The 17668-nt window shown below is 45.1% G+C and carries 15 protein-coding genes; 5 read left to right on the plus strand and 10 right to left on the minus strand.

Annotated elements, in window-relative coordinates; all coding sequences use genetic code 11:
- Positions 1 to 12: 12 nt before the first annotated feature.
- From QT996_RS14115 to QT996_RS14125, 3 genes are all read right to left on the minus strand, one after another.
- Complete coding sequence (locus QT996_RS14115) at positions 13 to 1422, minus strand: NAD(P)(+) transhydrogenase (Re/Si-specific) subunit beta (RefSeq protein WP_333047222.1); 1410 nt, start codon at positions 1420 to 1422, stop codon at positions 13 to 15.
- Positions 1419 to 1712, minus strand: a complete 294-nt coding sequence (locus QT996_RS14120; RefSeq protein ID WP_006633295.1) for an NAD(P) transhydrogenase subunit alpha — start codon at positions 1710 to 1712, stop codon at positions 1419 to 1421. Before QT996_RS14120 ends, QT996_RS14115 begins: the two co-directional genes overlap by 4 nt.
- A 188-nt stretch (positions 1713 to 1900) precedes the next feature.
- A complete protein-coding gene (locus tag QT996_RS14125; RefSeq protein WP_333047224.1) occupies positions 1901 to 3052 on the minus strand; it encodes a Re/Si-specific NAD(P)(+) transhydrogenase subunit alpha in 1152 nt (383 codons plus the stop codon).
- Between the two features lie 444 nt (positions 3053 to 3496).
- On the opposite strand from QT996_RS14125, the gene QT996_RS14130 reads away from it, so the two are divergent.
- The 3 genes from QT996_RS14130 (at position 3497) to QT996_RS14140 (ending at position 7471) form a co-directional block, all read left to right on the plus strand.
- Complete coding sequence (locus QT996_RS14130; protein WP_333047225.1) at positions 3497 to 4009, plus strand: DUF2808 domain-containing protein; 513 nt, start codon at positions 3497 to 3499, stop codon at positions 4007 to 4009.
- A 440-nt stretch (positions 4010 to 4449) separates the two neighbouring features.
- Positions 4450 to 5721: an MFS transporter gene (locus tag QT996_RS14135; protein ID WP_333047227.1), complete on the plus strand. Its 1272-nt coding sequence runs from the start codon at positions 4450 to 4452 to the stop codon at positions 5719 to 5721.
- A 172-nt stretch (positions 5722 to 5893) separates the two neighbouring features.
- Positions 5894 to 7471 (plus strand): MDR family MFS transporter, encoded by a 1578-nt coding sequence (locus QT996_RS14140; protein WP_333047229.1) that lies wholly within the window; start codon positions 5894 to 5896, stop codon positions 7469 to 7471.
- A 105-nt stretch (positions 7472 to 7576) separates the two neighbouring features.
- Here the strand turns inward: QT996_RS14140 and QT996_RS14145 are convergent, their stop codons facing one another.
- The 3 genes from QT996_RS14145 to QT996_RS14155 all read right to left on the minus strand — a co-directional run bounded on the left by QT996_RS14145 (position 7577) and on the right by QT996_RS14155 (position 9889).
- Positions 7577 to 8344 (minus strand): ATP-binding cassette domain-containing protein, encoded by a 768-nt coding sequence (locus tag QT996_RS14145; protein WP_333047231.1) that lies wholly within the window; start codon positions 8342 to 8344, stop codon positions 7577 to 7579.
- A gap of 158 nt (positions 8345 to 8502) precedes the next feature.
- Complete coding sequence (glyQ, locus tag QT996_RS14150; protein ID WP_190660228.1) at positions 8503 to 9381, minus strand: glycine--tRNA ligase subunit alpha; 879 nt, start codon at positions 9379 to 9381, stop codon at positions 8503 to 8505.
- Positions 9382 to 9745: 364 nt separating this feature from the next.
- Positions 9746 to 9889 (minus strand): hypothetical protein, encoded by a 144-nt coding sequence (locus QT996_RS14155; RefSeq protein ID WP_333047233.1) that lies wholly within the window; start codon positions 9887 to 9889, stop codon positions 9746 to 9748.
- 155 nt (positions 9890 to 10044) lie between these two features.
- On the opposite strand from QT996_RS14155, the gene QT996_RS14160 reads away from it, so the two are divergent.
- Positions 10045 to 13800, plus strand: a complete 3756-nt coding sequence (locus QT996_RS14160) for an nSTAND3 domain-containing NTPase (RefSeq protein WP_333047235.1) — start codon at positions 10045 to 10047, stop codon at positions 13798 to 13800.
- 196 nt (positions 13801 to 13996) lie between these two features.
- Positions 13997 to 14707: an Rpn family recombination-promoting nuclease/putative transposase gene (locus QT996_RS14165; protein ID WP_333047236.1), complete on the plus strand. Its 711-nt coding sequence runs from the start codon at positions 13997 to 13999 to the stop codon at positions 14705 to 14707.
- A gap of 174 nt (positions 14708 to 14881) precedes the next feature.
- Here the strand turns inward: QT996_RS14165 and QT996_RS14170 are convergent, their stop codons facing one another.
- The 4 genes from QT996_RS14170 to QT996_RS14185 all read right to left on the minus strand — a co-directional run bounded on the left by QT996_RS14170 (position 14882) and on the right by QT996_RS14185 (position 17666).
- Positions 14882 to 15169, minus strand: coding sequence for an NfeD family protein (locus QT996_RS14170; protein ID WP_333047237.1), 288 nt, complete (start codon positions 15167 to 15169; stop codon positions 14882 to 14884).
- A 94-nt stretch (positions 15170 to 15263) separates the two neighbouring features.
- Positions 15264 to 15551 carry an NfeD family protein gene (locus QT996_RS14175; protein ID WP_333047239.1) on the minus strand — a complete coding sequence of 96 codons (288 nt, stop codon included), beginning with the start codon at positions 15549 to 15551 and terminating at the stop codon, positions 15264 to 15266.
- 934 nt (positions 15552 to 16485) lie between these two features.
- A complete protein-coding gene (locus tag QT996_RS14180; RefSeq protein WP_333047240.1) occupies positions 16486 to 16956 on the minus strand; it encodes a GNAT family N-acetyltransferase in 471 nt (156 codons plus the stop codon).
- Between the two features lie 68 nt (positions 16957 to 17024).
- Positions 17025 to 17666, minus strand: coding sequence for a type I restriction endonuclease (locus QT996_RS14185; RefSeq protein ID WP_333047242.1), 642 nt, complete (start codon positions 17664 to 17666; stop codon positions 17025 to 17027).
- Positions 17667 to 17668 lie beyond the last annotated feature (2 nt).

Here is a 17668-nt window from a genome sequence, read left to right on the forward strand (position 1 = left end):
TCTTAAAAAATCCTACAACTGTTTCACCTCAGAAACCAATTTGGCAACCACATCCTTAGCGCTACCAAACAACATCATCGTCTTATCCTTGTAGAACAACTCATTATCTACACCGGAAAAACCAGCACTCATCCCGCGCTTAATCACGATCGTATGCTTGGCCTTATCAACCTCCAAAATCGGCATCCCGTAAATCGGGCTCGCCGTATCGTGACGCGCCGCCGGATTCACCACATCATTCGCACCAATCACCAACGCCACATCCGTTTCTTCAAACTGCGGATTGATGTCGTCCATATCGTACAACTGCGGATAAGGCACGTTTGCTTCCGCCAACAGCACATTCATGTGTCCAGGCATCCGCCCAGCCACCGGGTGAATCGCGTATTTCACGTCAACACCCATTTTTTCCAAACCGTCGGCTAACTCGCGCACGGCGTGCTGTGCTTGCGCTACAGCCATTCCGTAACCGGGAATAATTACAACCGATCGCGCATAACCCAACATCATCGCACTTTCTTCGAGATTGATGCTGCGAACAGTTTTGTCAGTAACACCAGCAGCCCCAGCAGCAGCCCCAGCACTACCGCCACCGCTACCAAAGGCGCTAAACAGCACACTACCCAAGGATCGATTCATCGCCTTGCACATGATTTGCGTCAAAATAATCCCCGACGCGCCCACCAATGCACCAGCGATAATCAGCATATTGTTCATCAAAATGAACCCAGCCACACTCGCCGCAATCCCCGAATAAGAGTTAAGCAGCGAAACCACCACGGGCATATCGCCGCCCCCAATCGGCAGCACAAACATGATTCCCAGAATATTGGAAATCGCCACCAAAGCCAGGAATACCGGCACATTTTCGGGATTCGTCAGCATATAACCGCTGCCGGCTAAAAGTGCGATCGCCAGCATGGCATTAAACGGCTGTTGTAGCGGAAACGTCATGGGCGCACCAGGTAGCAATTCTTGCAGTTTCGCAAACGCCACAAGGCTACCAGTGAAAGTAATTCCGCCAATGAGCACACCCAAAAGGATCGTGATTGTCGCATCAGGCGCAGGCGATTCCGGGATGCTGAGATAGCGCCAGAATTCTCCCACAGCAACGAGTGCAGAAGCCGCGCCCCCGAAACCGTTAAGCAAACCCACCATCTGCGGCATATCCGTCATCGCCACGGTATTCGCCATAATCGTTCCCAAAATGGAACCGACGATAATTCCGACAGCAATCAATTCGTAGCTGACTACTTGCTTTTCCAGCAACGTACCGACGATCGCAATTAACATCCCGATCGCAGCTAACACATTCCCTTGACGGGCGGTTGCAGGGGAACCCAACTGTTTCAAACCGATAATAAACAAAGATGCGGCAACTAAATAACCTAGCTGAATGCCACTGGGCAGAAAATCGCTCACGCTTTAACCTCTTTTTTCTTGAACATTTGCAGCATTCGATCGGTTACTAAGAAACCGCCGACAACGTTAATTGTGGCCAGGGCGATCGCGATCGTCCCCAAAATCGAAGTAACAGTCACATTGCCTTGGCCAGAAATCAGAATTGCACCTAAAACGGCAATTCCAGAAATCGCATTCGATCCCGACATCAAAGGTGTGTGCAGCGTCGGCGGGACTTTATTAATTACTTCAAATCCCACAAACGACGCTAGAGTAAACACCACTAAACCTGCAATCAATCCTTCTGCCATAACAAGTGGTAATTGGTAATTGGTTATTAGTCATTAGTCATTTGACTCGTTCCCACCCAGGAGGCTGGGAACGCATTCATGGGAGGCTATGCCTCCGGTATAGACTGGAGGCATAGCTTCCTGGAGTACATTACAATGCAGAGCATTGTAACGATAGACATTATGATTTAGGTTCCCTATAATGACTCCTAACTATTGACTGCTGAAGCCTCAGCCGTCAAAGCATCGCGAACTCGCTGGTTGCTAATCTCACCATCGCGAGCCACACAAGCACCAGCGATGATATCGTCTTCAAAATTCAAATTGAGTTCCTTATCTTTCACCATCAACTGAACTAAAGCCGAGATATTCTTCGAGTAAGTTTCGCTAGCGTGTACCGGCATCGACGAGGGCACATTAATCGGGCCGATGACATTAACGCCGTTCCATTCAACATCTTTCCCCGCTTCCGTGCATTCGCAATTGCCGCCTTGTTCGCCCGCGAGGTCAACAATTACCGATCCGGGCTTCATTTGAGAAACCATTTCTCTAGTAACTAAAATAGGTGCTTTTCTGCCAGGAACTTGAGCGGTTGTAATCACTGCATCGGAAGCGCTGACGTGTTGGGTGAGCACTTGGCGGGTGTATTCTTTAGCCGCTTCTGATAGCTCTTTAGCATAGCCACCGGCGGCGACGGTTTCTTCCTTGAGTTCGACATCAAGGAATTTAGCGCCCAAACTTTGCACTTGTTCTTTTGTTTCCGGGCGGATGTCGAAGGCTTCGACTACCGCACCCAAACGGCGCGCAGTGGCGATCGCCTGCAAGCCAGCAACGCCTACACCCATTACCAATATTTTCGCGGGGCGAATTGTACCCGCCGCCGTTGTCAGCATCGGAAAATATTTCGGCAAAGCGGCTGCTGCGATCAGTACCGCTTTGTAACCGGCGACGTTACCCTGAGATGACAGCGCATCCATGCTTTGAGCGCGGCTGGTGCGCGGGATCATTTCCATGCTGAATGCCGTTACTTTGCGATCGGCTAAACGCTGCACTAAAGCTGGATCTCCCAGAGGATTCAAAAATCCGATGAAAACGCCTCCTTCCCGGAGTTGATGAACTTCTGATTCTTGCAGCGCCCCGATTTTCACGACGACATCGGCTTCGCCCCACAGCCTAGCGGTATCGGCGACAACCTGAGCTCCCGCTTCTTCGTAAGCAAGATCCGAGAAAAAGGATTTTGCGCCGGCACCGGCCTCAACCCAAACTTCGACGCCTTGTTTTACCAATTTCGCCACAGCGTCGGGTACTAAAGCCACCCGGCGTTCTCCTGCTGCTATTTCTTTTGCGATCGCTAATTTCATACACTCTCCTTATTTAAGCCTTCCCAGGACGGTTGAAACCGCGCCTACACAGACAAAACCTGCCTCCGCAAGTTTCTTGAAGTGCGATTTTTAATCGCCCGATGCCTTGCTTTACATTGAAGCAGCCGTTCCCCTAAACTTCTCTCGTTGATACTAAAGCCGATCGCCCAAATTCGACCCGTATCTTTAACTTATCTTATACATTCAAATTCGCTAAATGGTTAAGTTTGCCACCGATTATGATATAATTTTATGTCGCCTAATTCTGTAGTTTGAATGTCAGTTATCAGTATTACGCAAAAATTACGCAAAAAAAAGTGACCTCAGCCGGCGGTCGATCGCCCTCATCAAATTGCTGAGACATTCGATATATTGTAGGCACGATCGCAAATTTCGGGCGAGCAATATTTAAGGTTCACCAAGAGTTTAATTAGAGGAGTTGTTATGAGACGATTATTTTCAGCACTAGCGGTTACAGGTTGCTTGGTGGCTGGATTACCCGCCATCAGTTTAGCCGAGTCCATGCCAGGATTCACGATTTTCGGCGGCCCCGATCGCGCCAACCAATTAAGCTATCGCTTGGATTACGGCAAAGCGGGGATGAGTGGCGATAGATATCGGCTGCGAATTCCTTCCAAAAAAGTAAGTTTGGCGATCGCCCAACTGAACATATCCTATCCAGACTACTACAAAGGCGAATTTGACCAAAAAGACATTAAAGTGCGCGTCAAGGACAAAACAATAGAATTGCAAGAAGTAATCTGGGACAAAGAAAATCGATTCATAGAAATTTATCCCAAAGAACCAATTGCCGCCGGCAACAATGTTGAGGTTGTACTCTCCAACGTCAGAAACCCCTCTCCCGGTGGAATGTACCATTTCAACGTCCGCATCCGCACCCCCGGAGACGTTCCCTTGCTGCGTTACCTCGGTACTTGGCTGTTGAGCATTGATTGAGGGAAGGGTTCGGGTTTGAGTTCGGGGAACTGAGATATTGCACCATTCTCAATAATCCTTTCAGGGCAGGCAGGATGCCCCACCCCTACTCCCCACAAGAAAATCTACTCTTTGTGGAACAGGCCCGAAAGCCTGTTAAGCGAGAATGGTGCAAGATGTGAGGGGAAGGAATTTCTTGTTAGTCAAGCGATCGCGACAGAAAAATTTAACTGTGGCGATTTTTTTCCTGGGTGGAAAAATTTAACACTACTCACATCCGGGTTTTCGGGAGTTGTAAAATAGAACCTTCGGCTCATATCGCAATTCTCAATGATTCGTAATAATAAGTCTAGGGGCAGTCCCCCGATGGTTGCCCTTCGCTAATGAGGGGTAGGCTTAAGGGCGCTACCCCTAAAAAATGTTTATCAATCAAATAGGATTGCTCTAGCCGTACTTGCAGCATGAATCTACTAGCAAAAATCAAAACAATACAAATTCCGCCAGCGCTGCGATCGAGAAATTATCGCCTGTTTTTTGCAGGACAAGGCATCTCGCTGATTGGCAATTGGATGACGCAAGTCGCTACTGTTTGGCTTGTCTACAATTTGAGCGATTCACCTTGGATGCTCGGCGTGGTGGGATTTACAAGTCAAATCCCCACATTAATTTTACTGCCTTTTGCAGGAGTTTTAATCGATCGCTGGAACCGCCACCGAGTCATAGTTGCCACTCAAATATTAGCAATGGTTCAATCCTTAGCGCTAGCATTTTTAGCGCTAACAGGAGTTGTTAACATTTGGCAGATCGTGGTACTGAGTTTCTGCCAAGGCGCAATTAATGCCTTTGACGCGCCCGCACGGCAAGCTTTTGTGCCGGAACTTGTAGAAAAGAAAGAAGATTTAGCAAATGCGATCGCCCTCAACGCTTCCATGTTCAACGGCGCCAGATTAATCGGCCCAGCAATTGCAGGTTTGCTGATAGCTACAGTCGGCCCAAGTTATTGCTTTCTCATTGACGGACTCAGCTACATCGCCGTAATTGCAGGCTTATTAGCCATGCAAATCAAAGCCCGTAAAATTGCCACAACTAATACCAAACCCTTACAAAGATTAAAAGAAGGATTCGTTTATGCCTTCGGGTTTCCCCCGATTCGAGCAATTTTATTGCTATTAGCATTAGTCAGCTTCGCAGGAATGTCGCACACAGTATTAGTTCCAATTTTTGCCACCAAAATTCTGCAAGGCGACGCACAAACCCTCGGCTTTTTGATGGCTGCTTCGGGACTCGGAGCCTTTGGGGGAGCGATTTATTTGATTTCGCGCAAAAGTGTAGTTGGCCTCGGCAAATGGATTGCGATTTCACCCGCAATTATGGGATTCGGGCTGATAGGTTTTGGTTTGTCCCGGATCTTATGGCTGTCATTAATCATGATGTTGTTTGTGGGGTTTGGTTTCATTTTGCAATTTGCAGGAGGAAACACATTTTTGCAAACAATTGTGGAAGACGACAAACGCGGCAGAGTGATGAGCATATACACGATGGCATTTTTTGGAGTGACACCGTTTGGGAATTTAGTTGCCGGCGGGTTGGCAAATTATATCGGCGCTCCCAATACAGTCATCATTGGAGGTATAATGTGTATTTTAGGCTCCATCGTTTTTACCAAACAGTTGCCCGCTTTAAAAAACTTAGTCCGACCACTTTATCAAAAAATGGGTTTAATTTCGCACTAAAGATTTAGCGTAAAAGCACAAATGCCAACATTAAACAAGATTCCCAAAGCTAAGATATGACTGTATCTATAGCAATCCTCCACAATTTGTAAACTTCTCTCTTCTCTTCTCTTTCTCTGCGCCCTCTGCGGTTAAAAAATCACAATTAATTACGCAACCAGAGGTTCAACCAATGGCAAATAGCAGTGCAATTCCACAGCAGAGCGATCGCGTTCCCTTAAAAACCTGGATCGGCGTCATGGGAACAATTATCGGCGCTTTCATGGCGGTTTTGGACATCCAAATCACCAACGCTTCTCTCAAAGATATTCAAGCATCTTTAGGTGCAACTTTAGAAGAAGGTTCTTGGATTTCCACCGCCTATCTAGTCGCAGAAATTGTAGTAATTCCGATTAGTGGTTGGCTGTCACAAGTGTTTTCATTCCGTCGCTACCTCTTGGTAAATGCCAGTTTCTTTATCTTCTTTTCCATGTGCTGCGCTTTGGCGTGGAATTTGAATTCAATGATTGTATTTCGGGCTTTGCAGGGGTTGTCAGGCGGAATTTTAATTCCGATGTCTTTTACATTTTTGCTGACGAATTTGCCGCCAAAAAAGCAGCCAGTTGGCATGGCGATGTTTGCAATGACAGCTACTTTTGCACCATCCATCGGGCCGACATTGGGAGGGTGGCTGACTGAGAATTACGGCTGGCAATATGTCTTTTATCTCAATTTGGTTCCAGGGCTGCTGCTGCTAGCTGCTGTGTGGTATGCAGTTGACCCTAAGCCGATGCAATTGTCACTGCTAAAAGGGGGCGACTGGTGGGGAATTGTCTCTATGGCGATCGGCTTAGGTTCCCTGCAAGTTGTCTTAGAAGAAGGAAGCCGCAAGGATTGGTTGAGTTCGGATTTTATTGTGCGTTTAAGCATAGTTGCCGCAATTTTTATCGGCGCTTTTTTCTGGATTGAACTAACTCGCAAACGACCCTTTATTAACTTGCGATTGCTGACTCGCCGCAATTTCGGTTTAGCTACGATTGTCAATGTATCCTTGGGAGTAGGATTATACGGTTCAGTGTTTATTTTGCCGCTGTATTTAGGTCAAATTCAGCAGTACAATGCCATGCAAATTGGCGAGGTGATTATGTGGGGTGGGGTGCCGCAGTTATTCATCGTGCCGATGGTACCGAAATTGATGCAGCGAATCGATATGCGGCTGATGATTGGTATCGGTGTGAGTTTGTTTGCGGTGAGTTGTTTTATGAATGCCAGCATGACTCACGAGACGGGTATCGATCAGTTACGTTGGTCGCAATTAGTAAGGGCATTGGGACAGCCTTTAATTATGGTGCCGCTGTCAACTATTGCCACGGCTGGTATGGAGAAACACGAGGCTGGTTCGGCTTCGGGTTTGTTTAATATGATGCGAAATATGGGAGGTTCGATGGGGATTGCGGCGTTAGGAACTTTGGTCACGCAACGCGAGCAATTTCACTCGAATCGATTGGGGGAATCTGTTTCTTTGTACAATCCGGCAACGCAGGAGCGAATTAATCAAATGACTGATTATTTTGTGAGTCGTGGTGCAGATTTAAGCGTGGCGAAAGACCAGGCAATTAAGGTAATTGATAATATTGTCCGCCGTGAAGCTTATGTAATGGCTTTTAATGATTGTTTTTATTTTGTGGGAATTGCTTTGCTGTTAAGTGGGATTGCTGTTTTGGGTTTTAAAAAGGTGAAAGCGGGTGCGGGTGGTGGGGGAGCTCATTGATTCTGTAGGGCGCGGAGTGCGCTGCATCTTTGGGGCGGGCAGGATGCCCAGCCCACAAGAATTTTAAGAGTTTTCAAAATGCCAATTAAATGTTTTTTAGCTTATTTACCATTCTTGTTGGGCTTCTGCTTCTGCTTGGATTAAATTTTGCCGTAGTTGCGCCCAATTTATTTGATGAGAGGGCGAGTCTTCGATGAGTTTTCCGCGCTGTAAATGCAGAATTCGCGTGCTAAATTGCTCGGATAATTCTAATTGGTGGTTGACCATTACAATTGTGGTTTGCCCGTTTGTTAGCTGTGTCAATACTTGCAAAAGGTGGGCGGCTTTTCCTGCGTCTAGGGCGGATGTGGGCTCGTCTAAAAGCAAGATTTTTGGTTGTAGGATGATGCCGCGGGCGATCGCCACGAGCTGTTTTTGGCCTGTGGAAAGCTGCAATTCGGTGCGATCGAGCCATTCTTGGGGTATGTGCAGTTGTTCGATCGCCCCGCTAATTCTCTCTGCAATGTTTGATGCAGCCACCCCCCGCAGCTTCAAAGGATAAGCCAATGCTTCTCGCACCGACATTCCCAAAAGCTTGGATTCTTGCAGGATGAGGGTGATTTGTTTGCGGAGTTCGATCGCAGGTATTTGGCTATATTCTGTATTTTCCAGATAAATCGAGCCGCTGGTGGGACTGCTGAGCCGATTTAGCAACCGCAACAGCGTTGTTTTCCCCGCACCTGAAGGGCCCACAATTGCCACGCGAGATCCCTTGTGTACCTGAAACGATATATTTTCCAACAAATAACTTGAGGCGATCGGTGTTTTCAAGCTTACACCGTCAATTCGCAGTTGAGGATTTGTTTCTGTATTATTTTCCGAATAATTAGGCATTTAATTAATTAAAAACATGACCTTCGTGGAACGGGCATCTTGCCCGTTCTTGAGGCAGACAAGATGCCCGCCCCACAATCCAACTCACTCTTTGTGGAACGGGCATCTTGCCCGTTCTGAAGGCAGGCAAGATGCCCGCCCCACAATCCAACTCCAACTCAAACTTTTACAGCTTTTTCTAAAGGAAAACCCAGCTTTTCGCGCTGTTCCAAATAAAGCTGAGCAACTCTCCGCGCCAAATTGCGAATTTTGGTAATGTAGCGGGTTCTTTCCGTTACCGAAATCACACCTCTAGCATCGAGTAAATTGAAAGTGTGAGAACATTTTAACACATAATCAAGACTCGGCAAAACCAATCCTTTTTTTGTCAATTGTTCGGCTTCTTGTTCGTACAATCCAAATAGAGTAAACAGCAATTCGGGATTGGAAGCTTCAAAGTTATAAGTACACTGTTCTATTTCTCCTTGCAAGTGAACGTCGCCGTAAGTGATGCCATCTTTCCACTGAATTTTGGTCATCGCATCGACTTCTTGGAGATACATTGCTAGGCGTTCTAGTCCGTAGGTAATTTCAATGGATACCGGGCGACAGTCAATGCTACCGCACTGTTGAAAGTAGGTAAATTGGGTGATTTCCATGCCGTCGAGCCAGACTTCCCAGCCCACGCCCCAAGCTCCGAGGGTGGGCGATTCCCAGTTGTCTTCTACGAAACGAATGTCGTGGTCTTCGGGGCTAATTCCTAATGCTCTGAGGGAGTCTAAATAGATGTCTTGGATGTTGGGAGGAGAGGGTTTAATTAAAACTTGATATTGATAGTAATGTTGGAAGCGGTTGGGATTTTCACCGTAGCGTCCGTCGGTGGGGCGGCGACAGGGTTCGATGTAGGCGACTGACCAAGGTTCGGGGCCGATTGCTCTGAGAAAGGTGTGGGGATTCATGGTTCCTGCACCTTTTTCTGTGTCGTAGGATTGGGCGATCAGGCAGCCTCGATCGCTCCAGAATTTGTTTAAGGTGGCAATGACTGATTGAAAATTCACTGGTTTAAATATGGTTAGCAAGTGTCTAAGCTTATTTAAGCATACTCAAGGCACGGTTTATTCAAATAAACCCTGCCGAAGTTAGATAAGAGATGCTGAACGTATCGCTGGATATTTAAGTTATTTTTTCAGGTATATTGTATCGATCAAGTTATTGCGATCGATAATAGCAATGTTTTCTAGATAAATACTCGCATTGCGATCGGGCGCGTTGAGTCACTAACCTACGCAAAGTGGCTGATACATAACTCATGCTGCTGTCTGTAAGTGTTTGTAAGCATCAGCTTTGGCTAAGCGCACCCAAGGTTCTAGCAGCAAGTATCGATCAAGTTCGACTGCTTGCGATTGGGAGAGAGTGCTGGATTTATGGCGATCGAATAGTTCGACGATTTGGCGCCTCTGGGGGGGTGAGTTGCTGGAGTGCCCGATCGAGGGCTTCTGGGAGGCGATCGCCCAATGCGTGCAGTTGTTCGCCGAGGATCTCGGGGATTTCTAGTATAATTTGCATTAGCGGCGATGTGAGGATAGGAATTAGTTCGATTTTAACAAATGGGCGATTGATAGATAGTTTGAGTGTCGCTCAGTTTCCTTACCGTTGGCAATCCGATCGAAGATAGCGCTTAAGTCATCCTGAACATTAATGATAATTACCATTCTTCTCATATGTCGAAAATTAACCAAATTCAAACTAAGTTAACAGAACTAGACGGTGGGGCTTTTCAGAAACTAGCTGACGCTTACCTCCACAAGAAAGGTTATGAGCAGATCAACTCGCTAGGGTCTGTGATTGGAGCAGATAAAGTCCGAAAGGGAACTCCTGACACGCTGATGCCACTACCAAATGGTAAATACGTCTTTGCCGAATACACAACACAGCAAAGCGGAATTTATGAGAAGCTCAAGAAGGATCTCGACAAGTGTTTTGATGAAGAAAAGACAGGTATAGCCGTTGAAAAAATTGACGAAGTTGTTATCTGCTATACGTCTACCCTTAAAACATCTGAGCTAGATTTACTCAGGGAACAGTGTCAGAAACTTGGGGTTAACCTCAATATCTTCGGCATCGATACACTCTCTTACGATCTCTATCAAAAATATCCAGGCATTGCACGAGATTTTCTTGGCATTGAGGTAGACACGAGGCAGATTCTTACTCCTGATGACTTTGTTACTGCATACGACAAAAATGCGATCGCCACTCCTCTTAGCACAACCTTCCACTTTCGGGAAGAAGAGTTAGCGCAGGTATTACAGGAACTTGAGGAAAGCAATCTTGTTGTAGTGTCTGGTAAACCAGGAGTAGGCAAGTCTAGGTTTGTACTGGAGTGTTGCGATCGATTTGTGGCAGTTCACCCTGAATACAAAGTTCAATGTATTTTTCTTCGAGGAGTAGATATTTTTGAGGATTTGCGCGTCTACTTTGCGGAACCAGGCAGCTACCTCATTTTTGTAGATGACGCTAACCGTGTCAGCAGATTTGAGTATTTTATTCAGCTTCTTCATGACCAACGAGAAGATCAGCAGATCAAGGTCATTGCTACCGTTCGAGACTATGCCCTCGAACAAGTCCGAGAGGTAGCACGCTCCTATCAAGATTGGAAGAATTTAGAACTACACCCTCTGGAAGAACAGCAGATAAAGCAACTTGTTAAAGATGAATATGGTATTATCAATCATCTTTACTCCGACCGAATTGTCAAAATCGCTAAAGGCAATCCCCGACTTGCAATTATGGCGGCGGCAGTCGCGAAGCGGGAGAACACGCTGGAAAGCATTAGTAATGTATCGTCTCTTTATGACGAGTATTACGGATCAATCCGCCGAGATATCGAAGAACTCGGTGACGAAAACATTTTGAAAGCGGCTGGTATTGTTGCATTCTTTAGGACAGTAGATTACTCCAATAAGGAAATGATGGGAGCAATCGAGGAAGCATTCGGGATACCCCAGGAAGTGTTTTGGACAGCGGTACGTCGGTTAGATGGTTTGGAAGTGCTCGATATGTACGAAAACGAGGTAGTACGCACCTCTGACCAAGTTCTTGCTACCTATTTTTTCTACCTTGCTTTCTTCAAGAACCGATCGCTCGATTTTGCTGCTCTCATAAAGCACTTTTTCCCTCGCCTTCAGTATCGACTTGTTGATGTTCTCAACCCTGTCCTGAACACCTTTGATAGCATGAAGATCCTTGAGGTAATGCGTCCTCATGTCGATCGGGCTTGGGAAACATACGAGAAAGCAGGAGATGAAGTAAACCTGATGCACTTTATGCAAGTGTTTTGGTTACTCAAGCAGACAGATATACTTCTCTATGTTAGTAACTGTATCTCCAAAATCGAACCAGAGTCAGTAGACGTTTCTAAGCTGGAAATTAACCACAGCTCAAATCTCTCATCGCCTTCTCTACTCAGCACATTGGGTTTGTTCAGCTATTCTTCAGATGAGAATAATCTCCGAATCGCGTTAGTTCTCCTCTTTGACTACCTCATCAAGCGATCAAGCGAATTATCACAGGCGTTTTACCTTCTTACCAAACGATTTGGGTTTGAGTATGACTCATGTGTTTACGAATTCATTAAGCCGCAGATAGTCATTGATGAATTCTGGAAGAGAGTAAATGAAGGAAAGGAGCAAGTATTATCAAAACTGTTTCTCGCAGTAGGTGAATATTACCTCCAAACACAATTCAATACCACTAAAGTGAAGGGGAGGAGTACATTAAATATCATTGAATTAGAATTGCAACCTACACCAGAAATCATTGAATGGAGGCGGACGATTTGGAAGCGGGTATTCCAGCTTTACCAGATATCTATGTTCCAAAAAGAAGTGCTTGATCTTCTCCACAAATACTGCTTATCTGGTCACAAAATTTCTGTCAATGAGTTGATAACACAAGATGCAGTGGAAGTCATTCCTTTTATCGAATCACAACTAGATTCTAGCAGCTATTGTCACTGTATTGTGGTTCAAGATTACTTAGATCATCTGGAAAATCATCAGGTGGCATTCAGTGAGGAGCTGCGCGACCGCTTTACAAACGAGACTTATGCTCTATCCAAGGTACTTCTATTTGACTGGGGAGAGAGAAAAAACTGGGATTTGGAATACGAGGAATACGAGCAACGAAAGGGACAACAGATTGAAGCACACTTCACAAACTACTGCTTCACAGATTACAAGCAGTTTTTCGAGCAATGTCTTGAGATTCAAGGAGAAACAGATCGTCGCAACCATAACCAAGATCATTTTCCGAGTCGAGTGGTGGAAGTGCTAATAGCTCTGGCGGACCGGGATGGTGATCTATATGTTGAGGTACTAGAACACTATCTCAACCTTGGAGATCCACTTAAGCTCTATGCCCTACCTCTTGTCAATAGACTGATGCAAATTTATGGGGTTGAAAAAGCCTATAAATTTCTCAACCAACTCGATTACCCTTCAAGGCGGGAATGGTTGTTCGGCTTTTATCGCTTACTTCCTCAAGAGGAGATTAAAGTTGAGTGCTTGGCTAAGATATACGAACTGTATAGAGAGAGCGCACCAGATGAAATGCCGCAGGATTTACACTTCCTTCTAAAATACTGCTCGTTTGATGAAAATGTAGTCGTCCGGGTAGTAGAGATTATCCTGGAGAAGATCGCTGAGGATTCAAACTACTCCTCTGCTCTATCTTTCTTATTCAAACCCTACAGGGAGGTAAACCAAGATTTACTCGACCCCTTCAAAAATTATCTAGATTTGCTCAAAAAAGCTTATCTTGCCGTCCTGAAAACCAACTGGCGAGATGGCAACGGGCAGATTTTTACCTACATCCTAGACCTCGATCCTAACTTCATATTTGAATATATCGATTGGATTGATAAGGAGAAAGAACAATCACACCATTTTCACGGTACCCGTGACTATTCATTTCTTTGGAGGCGTGAAAACTATGAAGAAATGATGAGTCAGATAGTTGAGTACATTTATACACGGGAGCAAGAACGCCGTGTATTGCATGAAAAAATTTTCATACTCCCTGAAGGTGCTAGAGACAACGATCTCATAGAAGAAAGACAGAATAGTTTACTAACAAAGCTCATTGAAAAGCGGCCTAACGACTTTGAATTTATACGGTTTTTGTTTGGTGCGATCGGCGATTTTTCTGATGAAAGACGCTTTCGATTTATCGCTTTATTCCTTAAAAGCAATAATAATTTTGAGGAATTTGAAAAACTTCCTCTTGAACCCGCTACTTGGAGTTGGCAAGGAAGTGCTGTTCCCATGTATCAGACTCGTGTCAAGTATTTCGAGTCGCTCCTTCAACTGCTCAATACTGTAGATTTTCTGCAACACAAGCAATATGTGGAACGATACGTTCATGGGCTTCGGGAAAGAATTGAGCAGGAAAAGAAGAAGAACTTTATGGAAAACTAAGTTTCAAATTAATGTCAGCACTGCGATCGCAGTGCTGACCTAGTACGTAGCACGATCGCCTCTGCGAAAAAATTCAACAGGGCGATCGTTTCCCCAAAGTCCTATAGCGAGATCGCAATTTCAGCAGATAACCAGTCAGCGCGTCCAACGGATTTACCTCGATGAATTGCCAGAAGCCACAGATTGATCGCTGGGAGTGAAAGTTGTTAAACTGGTAATCGAGCCAGCAGAGACAGTGGCAGAACAAGCACGGCAGTCGATCGCAATGGCCCGACAACAGTTGTCCGATCCAACCGTTCTACGCGATTTAATTAACCTCATCGAAACAATTATCGTCTACAAACTCCCCCAGAAAAGCCGCGAGGAAATTGCCGCCATGTTGAATTTAAGCGAACTCAGACAAACTCGATTTTACCAGGAAGTCAAGCAAGAAGGTTTAGAAGAAGGACTCGAACAAGGTGAGCGGCAGGCGAAGTTAGAAGCCATTCGTCGGATGATAGCGTTGGGAATGAATTTAGAGACTATCGCGCAATTATTAGATTTGTCTCTCGAATTTGTTCGCCAAACAATTAACAAAATCCAACGGGAATCGATGTCACTCCCCGAACAAAAGATCGACTCATTTATCGAACTATTAACTCAGCAGCGATCGCTCTTCGGGGCAGAACAATTAACCGAACTAGCCCAGCTAATTGAACCCTTATCCGATGAGATCGATGTCCTTTCAGAAGCGATTTCATCCTGGGCTGAAAATTACCCTTCTATTCAGGAAGCTCAAGCCAAACTGCTCGAACCACTACCGCCGGTTAAGGCATCAGAAAAAGCAGCAGTCACCCGAGAAAGTAGCGAATCTCAACTCGGCGATCGCCTCAACAAACAAGCTCTCAAAAATGCCATTTTATTGTAGCGCGATCGGCCATATTTCTACTAGCAAATAAACAGAGGCAGATATTGCTGTCTTGCGTCAGGTGTTGAGTGGAAGCGATCGCCAAATTGCCACTAAAAAACAGAATAGTCTGAGCCCCGACTTCTTCAAGAAGTCGGGGCTCAGACAGTGAAAAAGTTGAGATTACTTTCTAGTTTAGTCTGCAGGAGCCAGGGAAACTAACAGAGTGATGCTGTCAACGCCGATGACATAAACCGTGTCTCCCGGTGTGAGGGTGATTTGGCGATCGCACCGTGCCGGCCACCAGCTACCTTGGAAGCGGACGCGACCTGTTTGATTCGGGTAAATCGATTCATCGACGACTGCTTCTTCGTTGAAATAGTTAAAATTGGTGTTGATGTAGTTGTCGATTAACATATTCTTTTCTGTGCTGTAGGTGTGAGGAGAAAAAATAGAACCGAAAGCTTTTATTACGTTAAACATTTTGTTGACTCCTTTTGTGTTAAAATATATGGAAGTTTAATCGCCTATTGATGCTATTTAAAAGGTTGCATTTCCTAGTCGTTCATGCTCTGATTTAGTCTGCGGGAGCGAGGGAAACTAACAGAGTGATGTTGTCAACGCCGATGACAAAAACAGTGTCTCCGGGTGTGAGTGTGATTTGGCGATCGCACCGTGCGGGCCACCAGCTACCTTGGAAGCGGACGCGACCTGTTTGATTCGGGTAAATCGATTCATCGACGACTGCTTCTTCGTTGAAATAGTTAAAATTGGTGTTGACGTAATTTTTGATCAGCATATTGTTAGCTGTGCTGTATCCTTGAGTAGAGAAAATCGAGCCGAAAGCTTTTACTACGTTGAACATGATATTTACTCCTGTGGTGTTAAAATATATGGATGTGTAATTGTCTGTTTATGCTATTTGAGAGGCTGCATTTCCTAGGTTAAGATTGATTGATTGCCTTGATATTTCATTGTTCTTGCCTTCCCTGGTTTTATCAGGATAATAAGCAAAGAATTTTTGAAATGTTGAGGGGATTTGAGAAGCGGTTGCGGGGAGTCTAAATCCAGTAATTCCGAGGTATTAAATTAAGGATTTAGTGGTTGAGCAGTTGGTGGGATTTACCTTAAGGGTAGATGTGGTTAGCTACATTAGAGATTGGCTGATTCCGCATTACTACTTCGGTCAAGATGTTTTATTTTTGGGTTGAATTTTTAGGTTGAATTTTTTGATTGGATTGTGACTCACTTGCTTTACACTTACTAATTTGCCAGGAGTCGAATGTCTTTGGTGCGATCGCCAGTCCACTTTCCGAGTCTGGTACTGGCATATGACAGTGGAAAACCCGCCAACAACGATTTTGCATAGGTTTTGGTCTAACTATCAGGCGGCAGGCTGTGCCAATTTAGCCAACTGGACTACCGCGAACAGTGAATTATGAATTTACCTAGTCTCGATCGCCCAATCCGAAATATCCATACATATCTAGTCCCTGGCTTAGACACCAAACCCCTAAAAACCCGGTTTGTGACACCCCGTGCGCCATTAGGGCCGCGTAAGCGGATCTATGATACAAGCAAGTAAACTTCGCCTCTCACCCGCCCTCCCCATGCGATGTTGATTTGTACCTACCTATTTAGGCATAGAAAATAGGCGATCGAGATTGACCCAGATATCAGGAGGCGGTACGAGTTTTTGATCGATGCAGGTCGATCGCACCCTGTAATTGCAATTATGGAACAGGTCAAACTTAAAATCAATTCATAAATTCAGAATTTTAAATTCATAAAAGTCATAATTATAGACAACCTTCTTGATACTGCATAATTGTTACAGGAATTCTGAATAAAGTTTTAGCTAATTGAGACAAACCGAACTTAAATTTAAGCGACTGCGGCAATTGTTGTACGGAAACTTCTACGAACCCAAAGCGAGTATAAAATGATGCGAGTCGCTTTCCCAAACATTCTAAATATAGCGGTTCTGTAGCTTGTTGAATTAAATATTTTGTGAGGTAGCTTCCCAAACCTCGATCGCGCCAATCTTTCGCCACCACCAAACTGCCCAATTCTTGCGCGCCCGCAAAGTTCCGCAACTGTCCGCAAGCTGCCAATTTTCCCTCGCATTCGATGACCCAGAATTGCTCCCAGCGCAACTGAGTTGGATCGAGTTTGGCGCTCCACACTAACATTCTAATTGATTTGAGGTCTTGAGGTGAGGCCGGGCGAATGGCGCATTCAGACGGCAACGAAAAAAAACTTTCATTCATTATGATTCCATAAAATGAGCTTTAGTAAATTTATTGTTATTTTCCGAGTCTAGTTCCATATGGTGTATTTAAGTATAACTGCTGTCACTGGAAATTATACCAGCTAGTCGCTTCAAAATGCGAAAAACTTCGTAAAGTTCATTTCCGGGATTCGCAATATCGAAAAGTTTAGAGACGGCATACTGCGGTGTGTCTCGTTTGGTCATTTTGATAAATCGAAAGCTGCTACCATTTGTCAGAAGCCCAAATGTTACTGGTTCTGGGCTGGGGTCATTCAGCATATAAAATAGTAACTGAGGAAGCCCAGCTTCAACGGAATATTGAGAGCGTTTTGCTTCGATCGCAACTACCCAAAAAGATTTCAGCCATAGCAGGACATCGATGCTACCCTTGACAATTGTATCTTCATCTTCAATAGTCAGTTCTACTGATTTTTCTGCCTCTATGTGAAAGGGAGTCAAGTAGAAATCTGCTAAAAATAGCAAGGGAGCCAGTACCACCATTTTTACGGTATCTTCCAGCATCGCGTACTTGACACTGTTGATATAACCTGCTTTTACGTTGTCGAGCGCTCGCTTTTTGTCATCGCTAATTTCCGGTAAATCGTCAATCCACTCCCGGAAGAATTGCTCGTCTTCACAAAGTTGAAAATTAAATTTTGTTTCGACATCTAGCAGGGTCAGTGTTTTTGCTTGAATGCTTTGTGTCATAG

The sequence above is a fragment of the Microcoleus sp. S13C4 genome, from assembly GCF_036700865.1.
In the GTDB taxonomy this organism is placed as follows: domain Bacteria; phylum Cyanobacteriota; class Cyanobacteriia; order Cyanobacteriales; family Microcoleaceae; genus Microcoleus.

Bases quoted from the DNA above. Each gene is read 5' to 3' on its own strand.
- QT996_RS14175 (WP_333047239.1), bottom strand. From the start codon at position 15,551: ATGTTCAACGTAGTAAAAGCTTTCGGCTCGATTTTCTCTACTCAAGGA.
- QT996_RS14120 (WP_006633295.1), bottom strand. From the start codon at position 1,712: ATGGCAGAAGGATTGATTGCAGGTTTAGTGGTGTTTACTCTAGCGTCG.
- QT996_RS14160 (WP_333047235.1), top strand. From the start codon at position 10,045: ATGTCGAAAATTAACCAAATTCAAACTAAGTTAACAGAACTAGACGGT.
- QT996_RS14140 (WP_333047229.1), top strand. From the start codon at position 5,894: ATGGCAAATAGCAGTGCAATTCCACAGCAGAGCGATCGCGTTCCCTTA.
- QT996_RS14185 (WP_333047242.1), bottom strand. From the start codon at position 17,666: ATGACACAAAGCATTCAAGCAAAAACACTGACCCTGCTAGATGTCGAA.
- QT996_RS14145 (WP_333047231.1), bottom strand. From the start codon at position 8,344: ATGCCTAATTATTCGGAAAATAATACAGAAACAAATCCTCAACTGCGA.
- QT996_RS14125 (WP_333047224.1), bottom strand. From the start codon at position 3,052: ATGAAATTAGCGATCGCAAAAGAAATAGCAGCAGGAGAACGCCGGGTG.
- QT996_RS14135 (WP_333047227.1), top strand. From the start codon at position 4,450: ATGAATCTACTAGCAAAAATCAAAACAATACAAATTCCGCCAGCGCTG.
- QT996_RS14180 (WP_333047240.1), bottom strand. From the start codon at position 16,956: ATGAATGAAAGTTTTTTTTCGTTGCCGTCTGAATGCGCCATTCGCCCG.
- QT996_RS14130 (WP_333047225.1), top strand. From the start codon at position 3,497: ATGAGACGATTATTTTCAGCACTAGCGGTTACAGGTTGCTTGGTGGCT.
- QT996_RS14155 (WP_333047233.1), bottom strand. From the start codon at position 9,889: ATGCAAATTATACTAGAAATCCCCGAGATCCTCGGCGAACAACTGCAC.
- QT996_RS14170 (WP_333047237.1), bottom strand. From the start codon at position 15,169: ATGTTTAACGTAATAAAAGCTTTCGGTTCTATTTTTTCTCCTCACACC.